The sequence below is a fragment of the Marivivens marinus genome, from assembly GCF_035969385.1.
GTDB lineage: Bacteria > Pseudomonadota > Alphaproteobacteria > Rhodobacterales > Rhodobacteraceae > SELP01.
Window position 1 is genome coordinate 1 of the sequence record NZ_JAYKKJ010000005.1, and the last position, 15,309, is coordinate 15,309.

The 15,309-nt window shown below is 57.4% G+C and carries 13 protein-coding genes; 5 read left to right on the forward strand and 8 right to left on the reverse strand.

Annotated elements, in window-relative coordinates; translation table 11 throughout:
• Positions 1-129: 129 nt before the first annotated feature.
• The gene (locus tag U3648_RS09035; RefSeq protein ID WP_420858914.1) at positions 130-546 is read right to left on the reverse strand and encodes a MerR family transcriptional regulator; all 417 of its coding nucleotides are present in this window, start codon (positions 544-546) and stop codon (positions 130-132) included.
• 72 nt (positions 547-618) lie between these two features.
• On the opposite strand from U3648_RS09035, the gene U3648_RS09040 reads away from it, so the two are divergent.
• Together U3648_RS09040 and U3648_RS09045 are read left to right on the forward strand one after the other, a co-directional pair.
• The gene (locus U3648_RS09040) at positions 619-1,254 is read left to right on the forward strand and encodes a cation efflux transmembrane domain-containing protein (RefSeq protein WP_420858915.1); all 636 of its coding nucleotides are present in this window, start codon (positions 619-621) and stop codon (positions 1,252-1,254) included.
• A complete protein-coding gene (locus U3648_RS09045) occupies positions 1,251-1,802 on the forward strand; it encodes a methyltransferase family protein (RefSeq protein ID WP_420858916.1) in 552 nt (183 codons plus the stop codon). Before U3648_RS09040 ends, U3648_RS09045 begins: the two co-directional genes overlap by 4 nt.
• Before the next feature lie 329 nt (positions 1,803-2,131).
• Here U3648_RS09045 and U3648_RS09050 read toward each other — a convergent pair whose 3' ends face one another.
• From U3648_RS09050 to U3648_RS09080, 7 genes are all read right to left on the reverse strand, one after another.
• A complete protein-coding gene (locus U3648_RS09050; RefSeq protein WP_420858917.1) occupies positions 2,132-3,043 on the reverse strand; it encodes a 2-dehydro-3-deoxygalactonokinase in 912 nt (303 codons plus the stop codon).
• Positions 3,033-4,589 carry a tryptophan halogenase family protein gene (locus U3648_RS09055; RefSeq protein ID WP_420858918.1) on the reverse strand — a complete coding sequence of 519 codons (1,557 nt, stop codon included), beginning with the start codon at positions 4,587-4,589 and terminating at the stop codon, positions 3,033-3,035. The genes U3648_RS09050 and U3648_RS09055 overlap by 11 nt, the downstream gene beginning before the upstream one ends.
• Positions 4,586-5,959: an alpha-glucosidase/alpha-galactosidase gene (melA, locus tag U3648_RS09060; RefSeq protein WP_420858919.1), complete on the reverse strand. Its 1,374-nt coding sequence runs from the start codon at positions 5,957-5,959 to the stop codon at positions 4,586-4,588. Before melA ends, U3648_RS09055 begins: the two co-directional genes overlap by 4 nt.
• A gap of 135 nt (positions 5,960-6,094) precedes the next feature.
• Positions 6,095-7,705: an ABC transporter ATP-binding protein gene (locus U3648_RS09065; protein ID WP_420858920.1), complete on the reverse strand. Its 1,611-nt coding sequence runs from the start codon at positions 7,703-7,705 to the stop codon at positions 6,095-6,097.
• Positions 7,698-8,843 carry an ABC transporter permease gene (locus U3648_RS09070; RefSeq protein WP_420858921.1) on the reverse strand — a complete coding sequence of 382 codons (1,146 nt, stop codon included), beginning with the start codon at positions 8,841-8,843 and terminating at the stop codon, positions 7,698-7,700. Before U3648_RS09070 ends, U3648_RS09065 begins: the two co-directional genes overlap by 8 nt.
• A 9-nt stretch (positions 8,844-8,852) precedes the next feature.
• Positions 8,853-9,875 (reverse strand): ABC transporter permease, encoded by a 1,023-nt coding sequence (locus U3648_RS09075; protein WP_420858922.1) that lies wholly within the window; start codon positions 9,873-9,875, stop codon positions 8,853-8,855.
• 107 nt (positions 9,876-9,982) lie between these two features.
• Positions 9,983-12,004 (reverse strand): ABC transporter substrate-binding protein, encoded by a 2,022-nt coding sequence (locus tag U3648_RS09080; protein WP_420858923.1) that lies wholly within the window; start codon positions 12,002-12,004, stop codon positions 9,983-9,985.
• Between the two features lie 156 nt (positions 12,005-12,160).
• Between U3648_RS09080 and U3648_RS09085 the strand changes: the two genes are divergently transcribed.
• From U3648_RS09085 to U3648_RS09095, 3 genes are all read left to right on the forward strand, one after another.
• Positions 12,161-13,084, forward strand: a complete 924-nt coding sequence (locus U3648_RS09085) for a helix-turn-helix domain-containing protein (RefSeq protein ID WP_420858924.1) — start codon at positions 12,161-12,163, stop codon at positions 13,082-13,084.
• A gap of 43 nt (positions 13,085-13,127) precedes the next feature.
• Positions 13,128-13,460, forward strand: coding sequence for a hypothetical protein (locus U3648_RS09090; protein ID WP_420858925.1), 333 nt, complete (start codon positions 13,128-13,130; stop codon positions 13,458-13,460).
• Between the two features lie 386 nt (positions 13,461-13,846).
• Positions 13,847-15,028, forward strand: a complete 1,182-nt coding sequence (locus tag U3648_RS09095) for a tyrosine-type recombinase/integrase (RefSeq protein ID WP_420858926.1) — start codon at positions 13,847-13,849, stop codon at positions 15,026-15,028.
• Positions 15,029-15,309 lie beyond the last annotated feature (281 nt).

The following is a 15,309-nucleotide window of genomic DNA, read 5'->3' on the forward strand; positions in this document are numbered from 1 at the left end:
CCCAGCCATCGCTGATCCTCCAATTTGCGGGACAAACTATCCCAGTTGGTGGACCACTTTCAGGGGGCTATTCCACCGGGACTTTGCTGCCGTTCATTCTCAGCAGTCCAATATCCGCATTCACGGCTTTTAATGCTCTCTGTCGCACAAGTTGTGGTCGGCCAATGATGCTAAAACGTAGCAGTCTTCGGAAACGCCTTCGCCGTCGCAGCCCTTTGATATCCGGCTGAGTTCCTTTTCAAGTGTTCTAAGACGTTTGATCTTCGCGCGTACCTCTTCAAGTTGGGACGTGGCAATGTTTGTTGCCGCCTCGCACGACCGATCCGGATGATCCTGCAATTCGATCAACGACGAAATCGCTTCAATCGAAAACCCAAGGTCACGCGCATGACGGATGAAGCTCAGCCGCTCTAACCCAGCTTTGTCGTATCGCCGTTGGTTACCGGACGTGCGTTCTGCCTCGGCCAACAACCCCATTTCCTCATAGTACCGGATTGTCGGGACCTTGACCTTTGTACGCTTTGAAAGCTCGCCGATAGAAAACATGAAGAAACCTCTTGAACCTCTAGTCACTAGAGACATTACACTATGAGCAAGCAAAGATGAAAGAGGATTTCCATGGCTGGTTGCTGCGGACATGATGGCAAGTTTGACGGCGTTTCAGATGATTACAAGGAGCGGCTGTGGATCGTCATTGCGCTCAACGCCACGATGTTCTTTGTCGAGATGACGGCAGGCCATCTGGCCAAGTCCCAAGCGCTGCAAGCCGACGCCCTCGATTTTGCGGGTGATGCGTTGACCTACGGCATTTCGCTTGCAGTTATCGGGGCCTCACTCCGTGCGCGCACGAATGCGGCACTGTTCAAAGGCGTCAGCCTGCTTCTGATGGGCCTTTGGGTGTTCGGGTCAACGGTCTATCGCGTCTTCTTTGTTGGCGTCCCTACGGCTGAGATCATGGGCGTTGTCGGCTTTCTTGCACTGCTCACCAATCTGGCAAGCGTATTGCTGTTGGTTCGCTACAAGGACGGTGATGCCAATGTCCGGTCGGTCTGGATGTGTTCGCGCAATGACGCGATTGGGAACGTGGCCGTAATGTTTGCAGCACTTGGTGTGTGGGGTACGGCGACCGGCTGGCCTGACCTGATCGTGGCAACCATCATGGCGGGATTGTTCCTGTCATCGGCCTTCCAGATCGTGCGCCAAGCCTTGGCGGAGCGGCGGGGAATCACCGACCATGAGCATGTGGGAGTATGATGCAGACGGTCTTGATCATCATCGGCCTTGTAATCGCGTCAGCTACGTTTGCCGCGATGCTTTGGTCCATCGCATATCCTGAACGCCGCCTTTGGCCGCCAAGGCGCTATACCATGACCACTCCTATCCTGGTTTGGGTTCCGACATTCACCCTCTTTGGGATACTGATCGCCCTCGGAGTGATTGAATGGGGAAGCCTGCCAATCCCGACTTGGTTGCGGTTTGGCGTAGGCTTACCCCCGATTGTTGCCGGGAACGTAGTTGTCTGGTCAGAAGCCGCAAAGTTTGGTTTTGCCCAGACTGGCGGTGCAAAAGGATCGCTTCGCACAAGCGGTATGTACCGCTACTCCCGGAATCCACAGTACGTGGCGGATATCGCAATGATTGTCGGATGGACCGTGCTTTGTGCGTCGCCCGGAGCAGCTCTGATCGGTTTTCTCGGAATAGCCGTACTAATCGCCGCGCCTTTTGCCGAGGAACCATGGCTCGAAAAACAATACGGATCCGCATTCGAGGACTACAGGGCAACGGTCCGACGGTTCCTGTAAGCAAACGACCAAGTGCAAAAGCAGACCTTCGCTATGTTGCGGTATCTTTGTAGCTCTGGGCTCACTCCCGCCATTAGATTGGCCGCAGCATTTTCGCTTCATGGGCGCGCCATCACCGACACGCACGGCCCATTGCGGACTTCAAAGCTACCAAATGGATTCTGCAGTCGCAAACCACTTTCGGACATTCAATCTGGCCAGCTCCTGCTGTCTGCTCACAAACGTGGCAGGTTCGCATTGGTCAGGTATTGGGCCTCCACGATCAAACCGGTCCAGGTCATCTTGGTACAAGTCGAAGATACAGACTCTCGCCATCTGTTGACCGCAGTTCATGCCACCGGACGTAGCTTCAAGCTGTCATATGCGCGTCGTAGCCCATCGAGGGTGCAGATTTCGCCGTCTGCCGTTTCGACTTTTGCACTGACTGCCTCTAGTGCCGACCGGTAGACTTGCACCAGCTTGTCGTGGCCAATCAGAACCGTTTTGGACTTCTCCCAAAATTCCCTTGCGCCGCCGATCTCAAGCCCCATCAGGATTCCTGATAGCTCAGATCGGCTTTGGGCGCGATCAAGACCTTCCAACAGTGCACTAGCTCGGATGGAGAAAAGCTGGGAGGTCAGATGCTGCGGCGCGCTGAGCGTCTGCTTCAACGCTGCAATGAAGGAAGGGGCATTCCATCCTTCACCCGCGACGACATGGGAAAGGACCGAGTTTGTCGCCAAGAGATTGAAACATTCGCCCGTCATGAATGTCCGAAAGCTCTGGATACATCCGCCAGAGACGCGGACCCATTTGCTATGCGTGCCGGGCAAACACAGCACCCCGTCAAAGTCAGGATGAGAGGCCAGATAGCCTGAAATCTGGGTTTCCTCACCCCGCATCACGTCTGAAGGCCGAGCCTGCATGACGCCTGTCAGAATACGGACACCAATGCGCGGGTCGCGGGTTTCCGGCTGCACCGCCTGACCCGGATGCAGCGGGTTACATGGTGCACAGACGTAAGGAGCTTCAAGCCATCCCTGACGCGCGCCCGCCATGCCGCAGATGACAACCGGAGTCTGACGGTCGGACTCCAGTCTGTCACCAATCAGATCAAGAAGCGTGTGTTCGAACTGGCCTTTCTGAACGGAAGACACGCCAAGCGCTGCGGTTTGTCGAGCGATGATCCGGCCATCTGCCGCGATCATCCATGCACGCAGGTTTGTTGTTCCCCAATCAACGGCAACCCATTCAACCGACATGCGTTCGGTCCTCTTTAGGAAGAGTCTCGAGCCAAAGACGGTGTGGGAGCGCCTGCCGGGCAACCGAACTGGCCTGTTTCTCAAGGTGATCTGTCGTCGCGCGCGCGAAAGCTTGCAGGCGCCTATCCTGTGCCATCTGCGTTTTTGCGACCTTGCGGTTCAGCAATCCCAAACCGTCCAGAACCGGATAATGCAGCAGTTCTTCGACATGCGGCAGACCATCAAGGTCATTGCTGAAATCTGCGGCCTCGGGCATCCGTTGCTGCCAAATCTCCAGTTTCTCGCGGACTTTCGGCAGGATGAAGTCAGCTGCGACGTCACGCCAGAACGGGGAGTCATCGCGCTCCGAGACATAGTGCAGGTTGATGAAGTCGCGGAAATCGTCGACCTGTCCGGCAATTGCCGCATTGTAGCGCGACTGACCGTCGTGATCGGTGCCAGTCAGTGCACCAAGATGCCGCTGGCAGAAAAGCAAAAGCGCAACCACCGTTCCGTGGATTGAGGTTGCCTCAAGTGGTTCCAGAAAGCTTGACGCCAAGCCGAGCGCTAGAACGTTGCCGCGCCATGTTTCGGTCAGGCGGCCTGCACTGATTGGAATGTCTGCGCGCGGTGTGATCTTGTGCCCAAGTGCCGCTTCGATCTCGGCCTGTGCGGCATCAGGTGTCGTATGGCGATCCGAGTAGACATACCCACAGCCTATGCGGCCCTGTGTCGGGATTTGCCACATCCAACCGGACTTTTGCGCCCAGGCATGCGTGTAGGTGGGGATCTCCTGATCCTCGGCAAGGTCGAGCCAGAACGGCATCGCACGGTTCACCGGCAATGCGTCGGCATAGCTGACCCAACCGGCACCCATCGCACTCTGAATCAGAGTGCGTCGGAATCCAGTGCAATCAATAAAGAAGTCTCCGGCGACTGTTTCGCCGCTATCTAGGGTTAGCGCGGTAATGTGGCCGGTGTCGGGGTCATGCACAGCACCCTCGACCAGCGCGTCAATTTGCGCAATGCCGGTCGCCTTGTCTCGCAGATAGGCCCCGACTTTCGCCTGGTCAAAATGGTAGGCGTGGTGAAACCTGCTCACAGCGACGCGGCGACCCGCGACATCTGCCACCGGTGCCTTGCCGTCCTTCATCAGCGCCGCAAAAACATGTGGCGATGCAACAGACCGACCTGCAGCGACACAGAAAGTATCGATCCAAGACCCGCCACCCGGAATCTTGTCTGCCAAGGCATAGACGTCATCAATCGGCCCGTCATAGCTGTGGCCAAGGCGTCGCCAGTCGCGATGCCGGATACCGTATTTGATCGTCGCGTCGGTCTTTGCCAAGAAGTCCTCTTCGTCGAATCCCAAGGACTGCAAGACGCCGCGAAAGACAGAGGTGGTGCCTTCGCCAACCCCGATTGTGGGCACTTTCGAGCTCTCGATCAGAGTGAGGGACAGCCGAAGGCCCTGCCGTGCGCTCTCTGCTTTCAGCAGATGTGCGGCGAGCCAGCCTGCTGTCCCGCCGCCTACAATCACCACATGCTTTTGCGGCAGACCGGTCATGCCACCCGCATCGTCCGTGCGCCTGACAACCACGAGGGCAACCAATCGCCATGGGCCTCGATCAGGGCATCCACCAGCGACCAGATCTGGTCGAGGTCAAGCTCAGCACCCGTGTGTGGGTCCATCATGGCGGCGTGGTAGATATGCTCGCGATTTTCGGTCAGCAGCGCCTTCACCGTCAGTTCCTGCACGTTGATGTTGCTGCGCATGATGGCAGTCAACTGCGGCGGCAGGTCAGCCACGCGCGTGGGCTGAATGCCGTTGCGGTCGACAAGGCAAGGCACTTCCACGGCACAACCCTCTGGCAGATCGGGGATATAGCCCGCATTCGCGATGTTGCCGTAGATCACGCTGGGCGTGCCGGTCCAGACCGAGTTCATGATCTCGGATGCATATTCGACCGAGTTCGGGACATCGATCTTTTCGGAGTTCTTGAACTCTTCAAGGCGGTCCTGCCAGCTTGCGATCTGTTCCACGCAGCGCTTGGGGTACTCGTCCAGAGGGATGCCGAAGCGTTCGATAATGTCTTCGCGCCCTTTCTTGATGAACCACGGTACATATTCCGCAAAATGCTCGGAGCTTTCTGTGGCGAAGTAGCCCAGGCGCTTCATCATCTCGTAGCGGACCTTGTTGGGGCAGCGGGGATTCCAGCTGCTTTCGGGTCGCGGGAATGTGCCGTTGGCGTAGCCCTGTTGCAGTTGCGGATAGAGGTCGCGGTAAGTGCCGTCCTCCATGATCTCTGCGAATTCGAGAAAGTAGGCCACGTGATTGATCCCGGCCGACCTGTAGCGGATCTTCTCCACTGGAAGTTTCAGGTCACTTGCCAGTTCGGCGGCCGTGTGCTGCACCGAGTGGCACAGACCGACCTGCTTAATCTTGGGATACTTCGCCGCGATGGCCCATGTGTTTATTGCCATAGGGTTGACGTACTGCAGCAAGAGTGCGTCGGGGCAGACCGCCATCATATCTTCGCAGATTGACCACAGGTGGGGGACGGTCCGCAGGCCGCGCATGATCCCGCCGATGCCCAGTGTGTCAGCAATCGTCTGACGCAATCCGAACTTTTTGGGAATTTCAAAGTCGGTGACGGTGCAAGGCTCAAACCCACCGATCTGGAACGCCACGACCACGAAGTCGGCCCCTTCCAGAGCTTCACGCTGGTTGGTATGCAGCGAATGGGTTGCAGGAACATCCAGCGACATCACCAGCTTTTCAAAGACAATCTCGCTTTCTTTTAGCCGCGTCTGGTTAATGTCCATCAAGGCGACATGCGCACCCTTCAACGCTTCGCGTTGCAGGACGTCGCCAATGATATTTGTCATAAACACGGTCGAGCCCGCGCCGATAAATGCAATCTTAGGTCCGCTCATGTGAACTCTCTTCTGATTGGGTGTGTTTCGTTTGATTTGCAGGGGTAGGACGCTGGCCAGCACATGCCGACCAGTGCCGGTTTGTTCGGAAATCGGGAAGGCATGCGATCCGATTGCGGTTCTTTGGCAGGGGCATCATGCGACAACCTTGAAAGCCGCATCGACAAGTCGGCGGGTGTATTCCTTCTGCGGATTCTCGAGGACGCGGGAGGTGGGGCCGGTTTCGACGACATCGCCGTGCTGCATGACGATCACGTTGTGACACAGCGCTTTGACAACTTTCAGGTCATGGCTGATGAACATATAGCTCAGGTCGTGTTTGGCGCGCAGGTCGCGCAGCAGGTCGATAATCTGGGCTTGAATCGATAGATCGAGGGCCGATGTAGGCTCATCCAGGAGGATGAATTCGGGCTTCAGGACCAAAGCGCGTGCGATGGCAAGACGCTGGCGCTGCCCGCCGGAGAACTCGTGCGGGAAACGCTGCATAGCGTCTCTGGGCATCTGCACGTCGTCAAGTGCCTGACCAATCATCTCTTCCCGTTCCGCCGCAGATCCGCCAATGCCATTGACGATCAGCCCCTCCTCCAGGATTTGCCGGACGATCATACGCGGGTTTAGCGACGAAAACGGGTCCTGAAACACGACCTGTATGCGGGTGCGGAATGGTCGCATCTGTTTGCGCGACAACCCGTCGATGCGGGTCCCGTCAAAGGTGACTTGTCCGCCATTCGGTTCCAACAGCCGGATCATGGCCATGCCAAGGGTGGTCTTGCCCGACCCGCTTTCGCCAACAACACCCAGGGTTTCGCCACGCCGAATGGTGGCCGAAATGTCATTGACGGCGACAAGATCGGTGTATTTCCGGCTGAGCAGCCCGCCATGTGCGATGCGAAACGCGACACGCATGTCCTGCGACACCATCAGCGGTGGTGCATCCGGTTCAAGTGGATCAGGCCGGCCCTTTGGCTCGCTTGCGAGAAGGTGGCGGGTGTAGGGGTGCTGTGGATCGGCGAAGACCTCTGCGGTGTTTCCGCGCTCAACAACCTCGCCGTAACGCATGACCACGATCTTGTCGGATGTCTTCTCGACGACGGTCAGGTCATGGGTGATGAGAACGACTGCCATGTTATGGGATTTCTGCAGGTCCTTCAGAAGCGACAGGATTTCTGCCTGAACCGTGACATCCAGCGCCGTTGTCGGCTCGTCCGCGATCAGCAGGTCAGGCTTGTTGGCAAGCGCCATGGCAATCATCACCCGCTGCCTTTGGCCGCCGGACATTTCATGCGGGTATTGGCTCAGCCGGGCTTCGGGGTCCGGCAGGCGCACCTCTTCGAACAGCTTCAGGACCTCGGCCATCGCCTGTTTTTTCGGCATCGGGCGATGCACTTGAATGATCTCGGCAACCTGATCCCCGACACGGTAGATCGGGTTCAACGAGGTCAGCGGTTCCTGAAAGATCATGGAAATCCGATTGCCCCGGATTTCCTGCATCTGAACCTCTGACAGCTCTGAAAGGTCGATGCCGTCAAACCAGATCCGGCTCTCGGCCCCGACGCGGGCATTTTCGGCCAGCATAGACATGATGGCCCGCGCGGTGACGGATTTGCCTGACCCGCTTTCGCCGACAACCGCCAGGGTTTCGCCGCGCGCGACCTCGTAAGATACGCCACGTACCGCATTCACGGTGCCATGAACGGTACGGAAATCGACCACGACGTTTTCGATTTTCAGAAGTGGATCAGTCATTGGAATACGGGTCCATTGCATCGCGCAGCCCATCGCCGAAGGCGTTGAAGGCCAGAACAGAGATCACGATCATCCCCACCGGAGCCATCAACCATGGGGCGGCTGCGAAGGATTGGAAGTCGCGCACCTGGTTCAGCATCGTGCCCCAGCTGACCATTGGCGCTTGTACGCCAACGCCGAGGAACGACAGGAAGCTTTCGAGCAAGATCACTTCGGGGAGTTGGTAGGTCGCCCAAACGATGATGTGCGACGATGTATTCGGCACGATATGACGCCCAATGATCCGCCGATCCGGGGCCCCGACCGCCACGGCCGCGCGGACATATTCCATCGACCGCAGGGAAATGACCTTGCCGCGCAGCTCCCGGCTCAGGTCTGCCCAACGCAGCAGAACAAGGATCGACGCAAACAGGATGAAGACGGTGACCGGATCCGCCCGCCGCGGCAGGATCGCCACCAGAGCAAGATAGAGCGGCAGGTCCGGGAAGGATTTCACGAATTCCACGATCCGCTGCACCAGCATGTCGAAGCGTCCACCGAAATAGCCGGACGAGACCCCGACGATCGTCCCGATGACACAAGAGGCCGCCATGACGAGAAAGCCCATCAAAAGGGTCACGCGCGTGCCTTCGACCATCCGCGAAAACACATCGCGGCCCAGCGAGTCCGTGCCCAGAAGATGAACGAACCCACCATCACTGGTTCCGATCAGCCGGGTCTCGAATTCCATCCCCAGAAAGGTCCAGGGATCGCCCTGCACGAACAGTGCAAGATCGTGGCGAGCCTCCGGATCAGGCACGAAGGTGATCTCGAATGTGTTCGGGTCCATTTCCTCGGCATAGCCAAGGACATAGGGCCGGGTCAGCCCGCCTTCGGGGGCGATGATGCGTGGCATCTGGGGCGGGCTGTAGATCGCCGCGCGGTCTTTGGTCTCTCCGTCATAGGGGGCGATGAAACCCGAAAAGACGGCCGTGACGACAATGAACAGACACCCGATCAGCCCGACAAGGCCGTATCGGTTGCGCAGGAACCGGCGGCGCACCAGCTGCCAATAGGACAGGCCCGGGCCGGTTGCGGTTTCCGCGTTCATGGTCGCGCCATCGGGCGTGATTGTTGTCATGGGGGTTTTCTCGGTCATCGGGGCCCCTCAATTCCGGCTGATCGTTGCGCGACGGACCCGCGGGTCGAGAAGCGCAAGCATGAGATCGGCGAACAGGTTGCCCAGCACCAGCAGCACCGCCACCATCATGAAGATCGCCGCGACCACATACATATCGCGATCGCCGACGGCGCTCAGGATCAGGGGGCCGACGGTGGGAATGCCCAGCACGATGGCGATCTCGATCTCGCCCTTGATCATGTAGTCGAAGCGCGTGCCGAGGTTCATGATGACCGGGTGCAGGGCGTTCGGAACAGCGTGCTTGAACAGAACCTTGCGACGGGACAGGCCCTTGGCGCGCGCAGTTTCGATATACTGCATGTTCATCACATCAAGCAGGTTTCCCCGCATCATCCGCGTCGTATAGGCCTGTCCGGCCCAGATCGACACAAGCAGGATCGGCCAGACGTGTTTCAGGAAGTCCCAGAACTTTGCCCAAGTCCATCCGTCCTGAAGGATATACTGGGGCGAATTGATCGCGCCGATATAAGGCGAGTGCCAGACGATCGCGAGGAAATAGAGGATCACGAGGCTGATCACGAATTTCGGGATGACGATTCCCATGAATGCGATCAGCGTCGCAAGGTTGTCGCCCAGTTTGTATTGGTTCGTGGCGGCGTAAATGCCCAGCAGCACCCCAAGCGCCTGACCGATAACCAGTGTCAGTACGGCCAGAAGAAGCGTGCGCGGAAGGCGCGTGCCGATCACTTCGGTCACGGGGCGGTTCTGTTCGAACGACATACCGAAATCGAAATGGAAGACAATATTCTTGAGCCAGGTCAGGTATTGGACTGCAATCGGCTGATCGAGGCCAAGCCTCTCGCGCATGGCTTCTGCATGGGGCAGCAGCTCGTCATAAGACTTGCCGGTTTGCGCCGCGGTGTTGGCAATCCAACTATCGACGAAGTCGCCGGGTACGGCCTGGATGATCGCGAATGACACAATCGAGATACCCAGCAGAAGGGGGATCGACATGGCAATGCGCTTGGCAAGAAAGACGAGGAAATCCATGGCGGACTCCGTTGTGGCGGGGTCAAATTCTGAACGGGCCACGCGCGGTGCGCGATGGGTGCCCTGCCCCCCTATTCAAGGGGACAGGGCGAGCAACCGGCAAGGGCTTAGTATTCAGCCACTGTGCCAGGGAGGAGCTCTTCGGTCTGCAGGTCGGCGGGGACCCACAGGCGTTCACGGATCACGGCATCTTCGGCCCATTCATACATGAAGACCGGGGTGCCGGGATGCGCGTTGCGGACCCGCTTGTTCACCAGCAGAGCTGCGGGCACCTGAACCAGACCGATGTTGTAGAGGTTCTCTGTGAGGATCGACTGCATCCTATTGGCGATTTCCGCTTGTTCAGCCGCGTCACTGGACGCGTTGAACCGCAGAACGATATCCGCTAGTTCAGCCTCGAACGGCAGAAACTCACGACCATCAGGCCCGGCCAGGTGGAATGCTGGGCAGATTTCAGACGTTGGCAGGTTGCCGCAGGTTTCCCGCGTGGGCACAACAAAACTCACCCGCTGCAGGATCGCCGTGAAGCTGCCAGAGTTGCGCAGCGGATCAAAGCTGGTTTCATCGACCGGAGTCGGCAGGACACGGATCCCGATTTCTGCCAGTTGCGAGGTCACCGCGTCGACCTGCTTGCGGTCGTCATTTCGCTGGGACTTGAAGGTCATGTCGATGACAAGATCTTCGCCCGTGCCTGGCAAGTTCAAGATCCCGTTGCCGTCCGTGTCTTCCAGACCGAGACCGGCCAGAAGCTCGCTCGCGTAACTCTGATTGAACGGAGTAAAGTCAGTCGAAGCCGCATCGTAATAGGGCGAGCCGCTCGCGAAACCACCCATATATGGATAAGCGAATGGACCACGCGCCAAAGCTTGTCCTAGAGCGTCACGATCAATTGCCGAGCTAAGCGCTTCGCGGAAATCGTGCTCGCGGAACAACCCACGCAATTCGGCGTCGTAATCGCTGTCAGCCATGTTCTGGGCGAAGTTCAGTTCGATCCGAAACGCCAGAGTCCGCGGTCCGAAGTTTGCCGTGACCGGCGCGTCTTCATCTTGGCTTTGCTTTAGCGCTTCAACATAGTTGCCGGGGTTTTCCATGTTCGACCAGTCACCGGTACCGGCGACAGCTTGTGTCGTGCGGTCGTCCCAGGTCGTCAATTTGAAATGCATCTCGTTGAGATAGGGCAGCTGGTTTCCGGCTTCGTCCACTTTCCAATAGTATGGATTGCGGCGAAGGATGACCAGCTCGTCAGGACGGTGCTCGACCGGTACCCATGCACCCAAAACTGGAACCGGAACATCACTTGCCGGCATTGCGTTCAGGTAATCGTCGTAGGAAGCATCGGAATTATAAGTCGGATGCGAATCGCGAAGCACATGGCTCGGCCCGGGGCAACCCTGGATATAGGCCAATCCCTCGACCACGGTTTCCGACTGCGGGCTGGGGAAGGTGAATTTGAAGGTATATGCGTCGATGATCTCGAGCGTCGCGCCACCGCCGAAGGACCCGGCCTGAATGCGGCTCGCAACGTTTTCGTCTTCGACGTTGTCGTTCCACCAGAAGGCAATGTCGTCGGTATCGAACGGATCGCCGTCAGACCACTTGACCCCTTCGACGAGGTGCATGGTCAGCTCGGTCATATCCGCGTTCCATTCCCAGGAGCGGGCAAGGTTCGGCAGCGGGCCGGTCTGGTCTTCGGCACGGATCTGCCAACGTGGGCCTTGCCGCACAAGGCATTCCTGAACGGCCATGTTGATGCCGCCCCAGCCCTGATGCTGCCCGGCAAGCCAGTTGAACCCTTCAGGCCGACCGCCGATCACGTGGCGGAAGACGCCACCATATTCACCAATACCGTCGGACATGGCCGAGGTCTTGAAAACAAGCGGTTCCGCCGGCAGTCGATCTTCGACGGGCGGCAGTGCACCGCTTTCAACCAGCGCATCCAGGAACGGCGCCTGATTGTAAGACTCGAGTGCCCGATAGGAATACAGGTCGTCACGACCGATCAGGTCGTATTCCAGACCGGCAAGGCTCTGCTCGGGCGGCATTTCATCGGCATTGGCTGCGGTGATTCCCAGCGCGGCGGCACAAACGCCGCCCAGCAGAAACCCGGTTCGTGTTGCTTTGTGAATCATTGGATGTCCTCCCTTAGACGCCCAATCTGTCGCACGGTCCGGCGACTTGCCGCTTCCGGTTTTTCAACATTCTCTTCCGGTTTTTTTGATTCACAGTTACAGTTTGATAAGGCCCAAAGGATGGCAACAGCCATGTCTCGCCGAAAGGAAAATTGGATGCCCCGAAACAGCCACTCGATCGATGCGACCATCCCCTTTTCGGAAGCGGTGGACCAGACGCGCGTTCCCGCCCCCAACGGGTTCATCATCGAACGGCACCGTCCGACCCTTTTCGACACGCCGTTTCACCACCACACGTCGGTCGAGGTGAATTTCCTGCAAGACTGCAGTATGAAGTATTCTTTTTCAGGGCGGACCGCGCATCTTGAAGCCAACCGTCTGGTGGTTTTCTGGGGGGCAGCGCCCCATCGGGTTACAGACGTTGTCGGCGAGGGGCGGATCACAAATATTTACCTGACCCTGGGGCAATTCGTCCGCTGGGGTCTGCCGTCCGAACTGGTCAAGGCGGTTCTGTCCGGCGAGGTCATCGCTTCTGCAAAACCCGATCCAATCGACGCGCTGCTGATCGACAGGCTCTACAATGAAAGACAACGTGACGCGGCATCCTGGCGAAGGACACATCTTGCAGAAATCGAATGCCGTCTGCGGCGCCTTGCGCTTGATGGATGGTCAACGCTGTTGTCGACACCGCGACAGGCCACGCCCTTTTCGGCAAGGTCGGCGACGATGCGGCAGGTTGAAGCGATGCTTCGGTTCATTTCTGACAACTTTACCCTACCCATCTCGGTCGAGGACATTGCCGAAGCAAGCAGTTTGTCCCCGGCCCGGGCCGGTCAGATTTTCCGCGATGTCATGACGGTCAGCATCAAGAAGCATCTGACACGGGCGCGATTGTCACACGCCCGAATGCTCTTGATCGAAACCGAGGCGAAAGTGGGCACGGTTGCGCTGGACAGCGGGTTCGCGTCACTTTCCGCCTTCTATGAAGCATTCACCAAGGAACACGGACAATCGCCTGCCAAGTTCCGCCGACAGTCGCAGCGCAGCAATCCCTTTCTTGCGTTCCACAGACAGGACTGAGGATCGTCGACCCAAAACCAATAACGGTTTTGCTGATGCGAGAGTGACCAATTATTTGGTTATTTCACGACTGAAAAATTTCGCTCCCTTCGTGGTGCCAACCGAAAAAGGCCACGCAATGGCAGTTTGGACGTCCGGTTTGTTGTTTTCGACTGACTACAATGCGGCCGCAGCGAACTTCCGCTTCCCGCCCAACCCTCCCGAAATGTCATTTCCGCCGCGTCGCAGAATGAATGTCCGTTTTGGGCTGAAAATGGTCATTGGAGATACTCACATCAACCCAATCGGGGAATCCTTCTTTGACAAGTCTTCTGTAAACAATCACGAATTTCGGATACCCGTCTGGTTTTGCTCCGCCGTTCTCAGGCAGGTCTAGCCGCATGACCTGACTGGCGTATGCGAAGCAAAGAATCGAATGTGTGGCTCGCCCGTGAAAAGGACGCGTTTCATAGAAAACAGGCTAGGTGGCATTCAAGCACAACGGCTTGGGCGACAACACAAGACCCGAAGCAAAACACAAGACCCGAAGCAAAACACAAAAGGTGTATAACTAGGGGGATAATAGAAAGCCCCTCTTGGATATATCCATTATATTACAAAGATTTACATGAATTATGTGGTGCCCGGGGGCAGCACCAGGAATATAACTCATCATGTATCAGCGCCGCTCATTCCGCCCCATTTTCCCTTTAAAATAAATACCATTATGCCTCATCATGTCTTGACGACAATCAAGGCATCGCACACATAATGGGGGAGTAAATGGAGGAAAGGATGCGCGCCCTTCACAAGCTTCCGAGCAATGCCATCACATCAATGCCTGCTGGCAAACACGAAGATGGAGGCGGCCTGCGCCTCGTCAAAGATGAAACCGGGGGCGGCTACTGGGTTTTTCGTTTCAGTCTCCACGGCAGGCGTCGAGAGATGGGTCTCGGGTCAATCCAAGATATTTCACTGAAGCAAGCCCGAGAACAGGCCGCGCATTGGCGCTCTCGTAGGGCGCTTGGGTACGACCCCATTTCCGAAAGAGACCGAGATCGCGCAAATCGTTTGGGAGCAAGCCTTGAGGGTGTCACACTTGAAGCCTTTGAAGCGCGCAAGGCCGAGTTGAAAGGTGAGGGAAAGTCAGGACGCTGGTTGTCTCCGCTGGAGCACCACATCCTGCCTAAGCTGGGCGCCGTCCCAATTGTGCAAATCACTCAAAGAGACCTGCGAGATTGCCTCGCTCCGATCTGGCACGAAAAGGCAGCGACAGCGACCAAGGCAGTCAATCGTTTGAAGGTGGTCTTTGGGCACGCAGCCGCGCTCGGGCTTGATGTCGATCTTCAGGTCGTCGACAAAGCCAAAGCGCTGCTCGGAAAACAACGCCACAAGGTCGAGCACATTCCCGCGTTGCCGTGGCGAGAGGTGCCGGCTTTCTACACCACACTGCGCGAACCGACGCTCGGCAATCTTGCGCTACGGCTACTCATACTCACTGGTGTGCGTTCAGGCCCAATCCGCAACCTCAAGCTGGAAGATATCAGCGGCGATATCTGGACCGTCCCAGCAGATGACATGAAAGGACGTGTTGGGGCTGTCGAGGCTTTTAGGGTTCCGCTCTCGGCAGAGGCTTTGGATGTTATCGAGCAGGCCAGCCCCCATGCGCGCAACGGCTTTCTTTTCTGGTCACGTAAAGGCGTAATAAGCGACATGACAATGTCGGGGGTAATGAAGCGGCAAGGCCTTGAAGCGCGACCACACGGATTTCGCACTAGCCTCAGGGAATGGCTCGCCGACTGCACTGATGCGCCACACGAAGTCGCGGAGATGGTACTGGCCCACAAGGCTGACAGCTCGGTCGTGCGCGCATACCGTCGCACCGATTTTTTAGATCAGCGGCGGGGCCTACTGACTTCTTGGGCTGTCTTTGTGACAGGCCAACAAGTTTCTGAGTCGGACTAATTGTTTCATGAAACTCGCATCGCATCTGGACGAAAATCTCAAAGTAGAAATCCACCTAAGATACCAGTTTAACCCCAAGCCTGAGCGCGAGCGGCCCGCGGAGACCAGCGCGGGATGAAATTGTGTCAGCTCCATCTGCCGACGCAGTTCCAGCATCCGTAATACGTCGGGCTGCGGATGCGTCTCCAGTTCCCGCGCCACTCTCGCTCCCAATAGCATCTGAGAATTGCGGCCCATCGCTTGTAGCTCGTCCATCGAGTAGGCCAGCAGGTCCGCGTCCA

Bases quoted from the DNA above. Each gene is read 5' to 3' on its own strand.
- U3648_RS09095 (WP_420858926.1), top strand. From the start codon at position 13,847: ATGGAGGAAAGGATGCGCGCCCTTCACAAGCTTCCGAGCAATGCCATC.
- U3648_RS09050 (WP_420858917.1), bottom strand. From the start codon at position 3,043: ATGTCGGTTGAATGGGTTGCCGTTGATTGGGGAACAACAAACCTGCGT.
- U3648_RS09045 (WP_420858916.1), top strand. From the start codon at position 1,251: ATGATGCAGACGGTCTTGATCATCATCGGCCTTGTAATCGCGTCAGCT.
- U3648_RS09055 (WP_420858918.1), bottom strand. From the start codon at position 4,589: ATGACCGGTCTGCCGCAAAAGCATGTGGTGATTGTAGGCGGCGGGACA.
- U3648_RS09075 (WP_420858922.1), bottom strand. From the start codon at position 9,875: ATGGATTTCCTCGTCTTTCTTGCCAAGCGCATTGCCATGTCGATCCCC.
- U3648_RS09035 (WP_420858914.1), bottom strand. From the start codon at position 546: ATGTTTTCTATCGGCGAGCTTTCAAAGCGTACAAAGGTCAAGGTCCCG.
- melA (WP_420858919.1), bottom strand. From the start codon at position 5,959: ATGAGCGGACCTAAGATTGCATTTATCGGCGCGGGCTCGACCGTGTTT.
- U3648_RS09080 (WP_420858923.1), bottom strand. From the start codon at position 12,004: ATGATTCACAAAGCAACACGAACCGGGTTTCTGCTGGGCGGCGTTTGT.
- U3648_RS09085 (WP_420858924.1), top strand. From the start codon at position 12,161: ATGCCCCGAAACAGCCACTCGATCGATGCGACCATCCCCTTTTCGGAA.
- U3648_RS09065 (WP_420858920.1), bottom strand. From the start codon at position 7,705: ATGACTGATCCACTTCTGAAAATCGAAAACGTCGTGGTCGATTTCCGT.
- U3648_RS09040 (WP_420858915.1), top strand. From the start codon at position 619: ATGGCTGGTTGCTGCGGACATGATGGCAAGTTTGACGGCGTTTCAGAT.
- U3648_RS09070 (WP_420858921.1), bottom strand. From the start codon at position 8,843: ATGACCGAGAAAACCCCCATGACAACAATCACGCCCGATGGCGCGACC.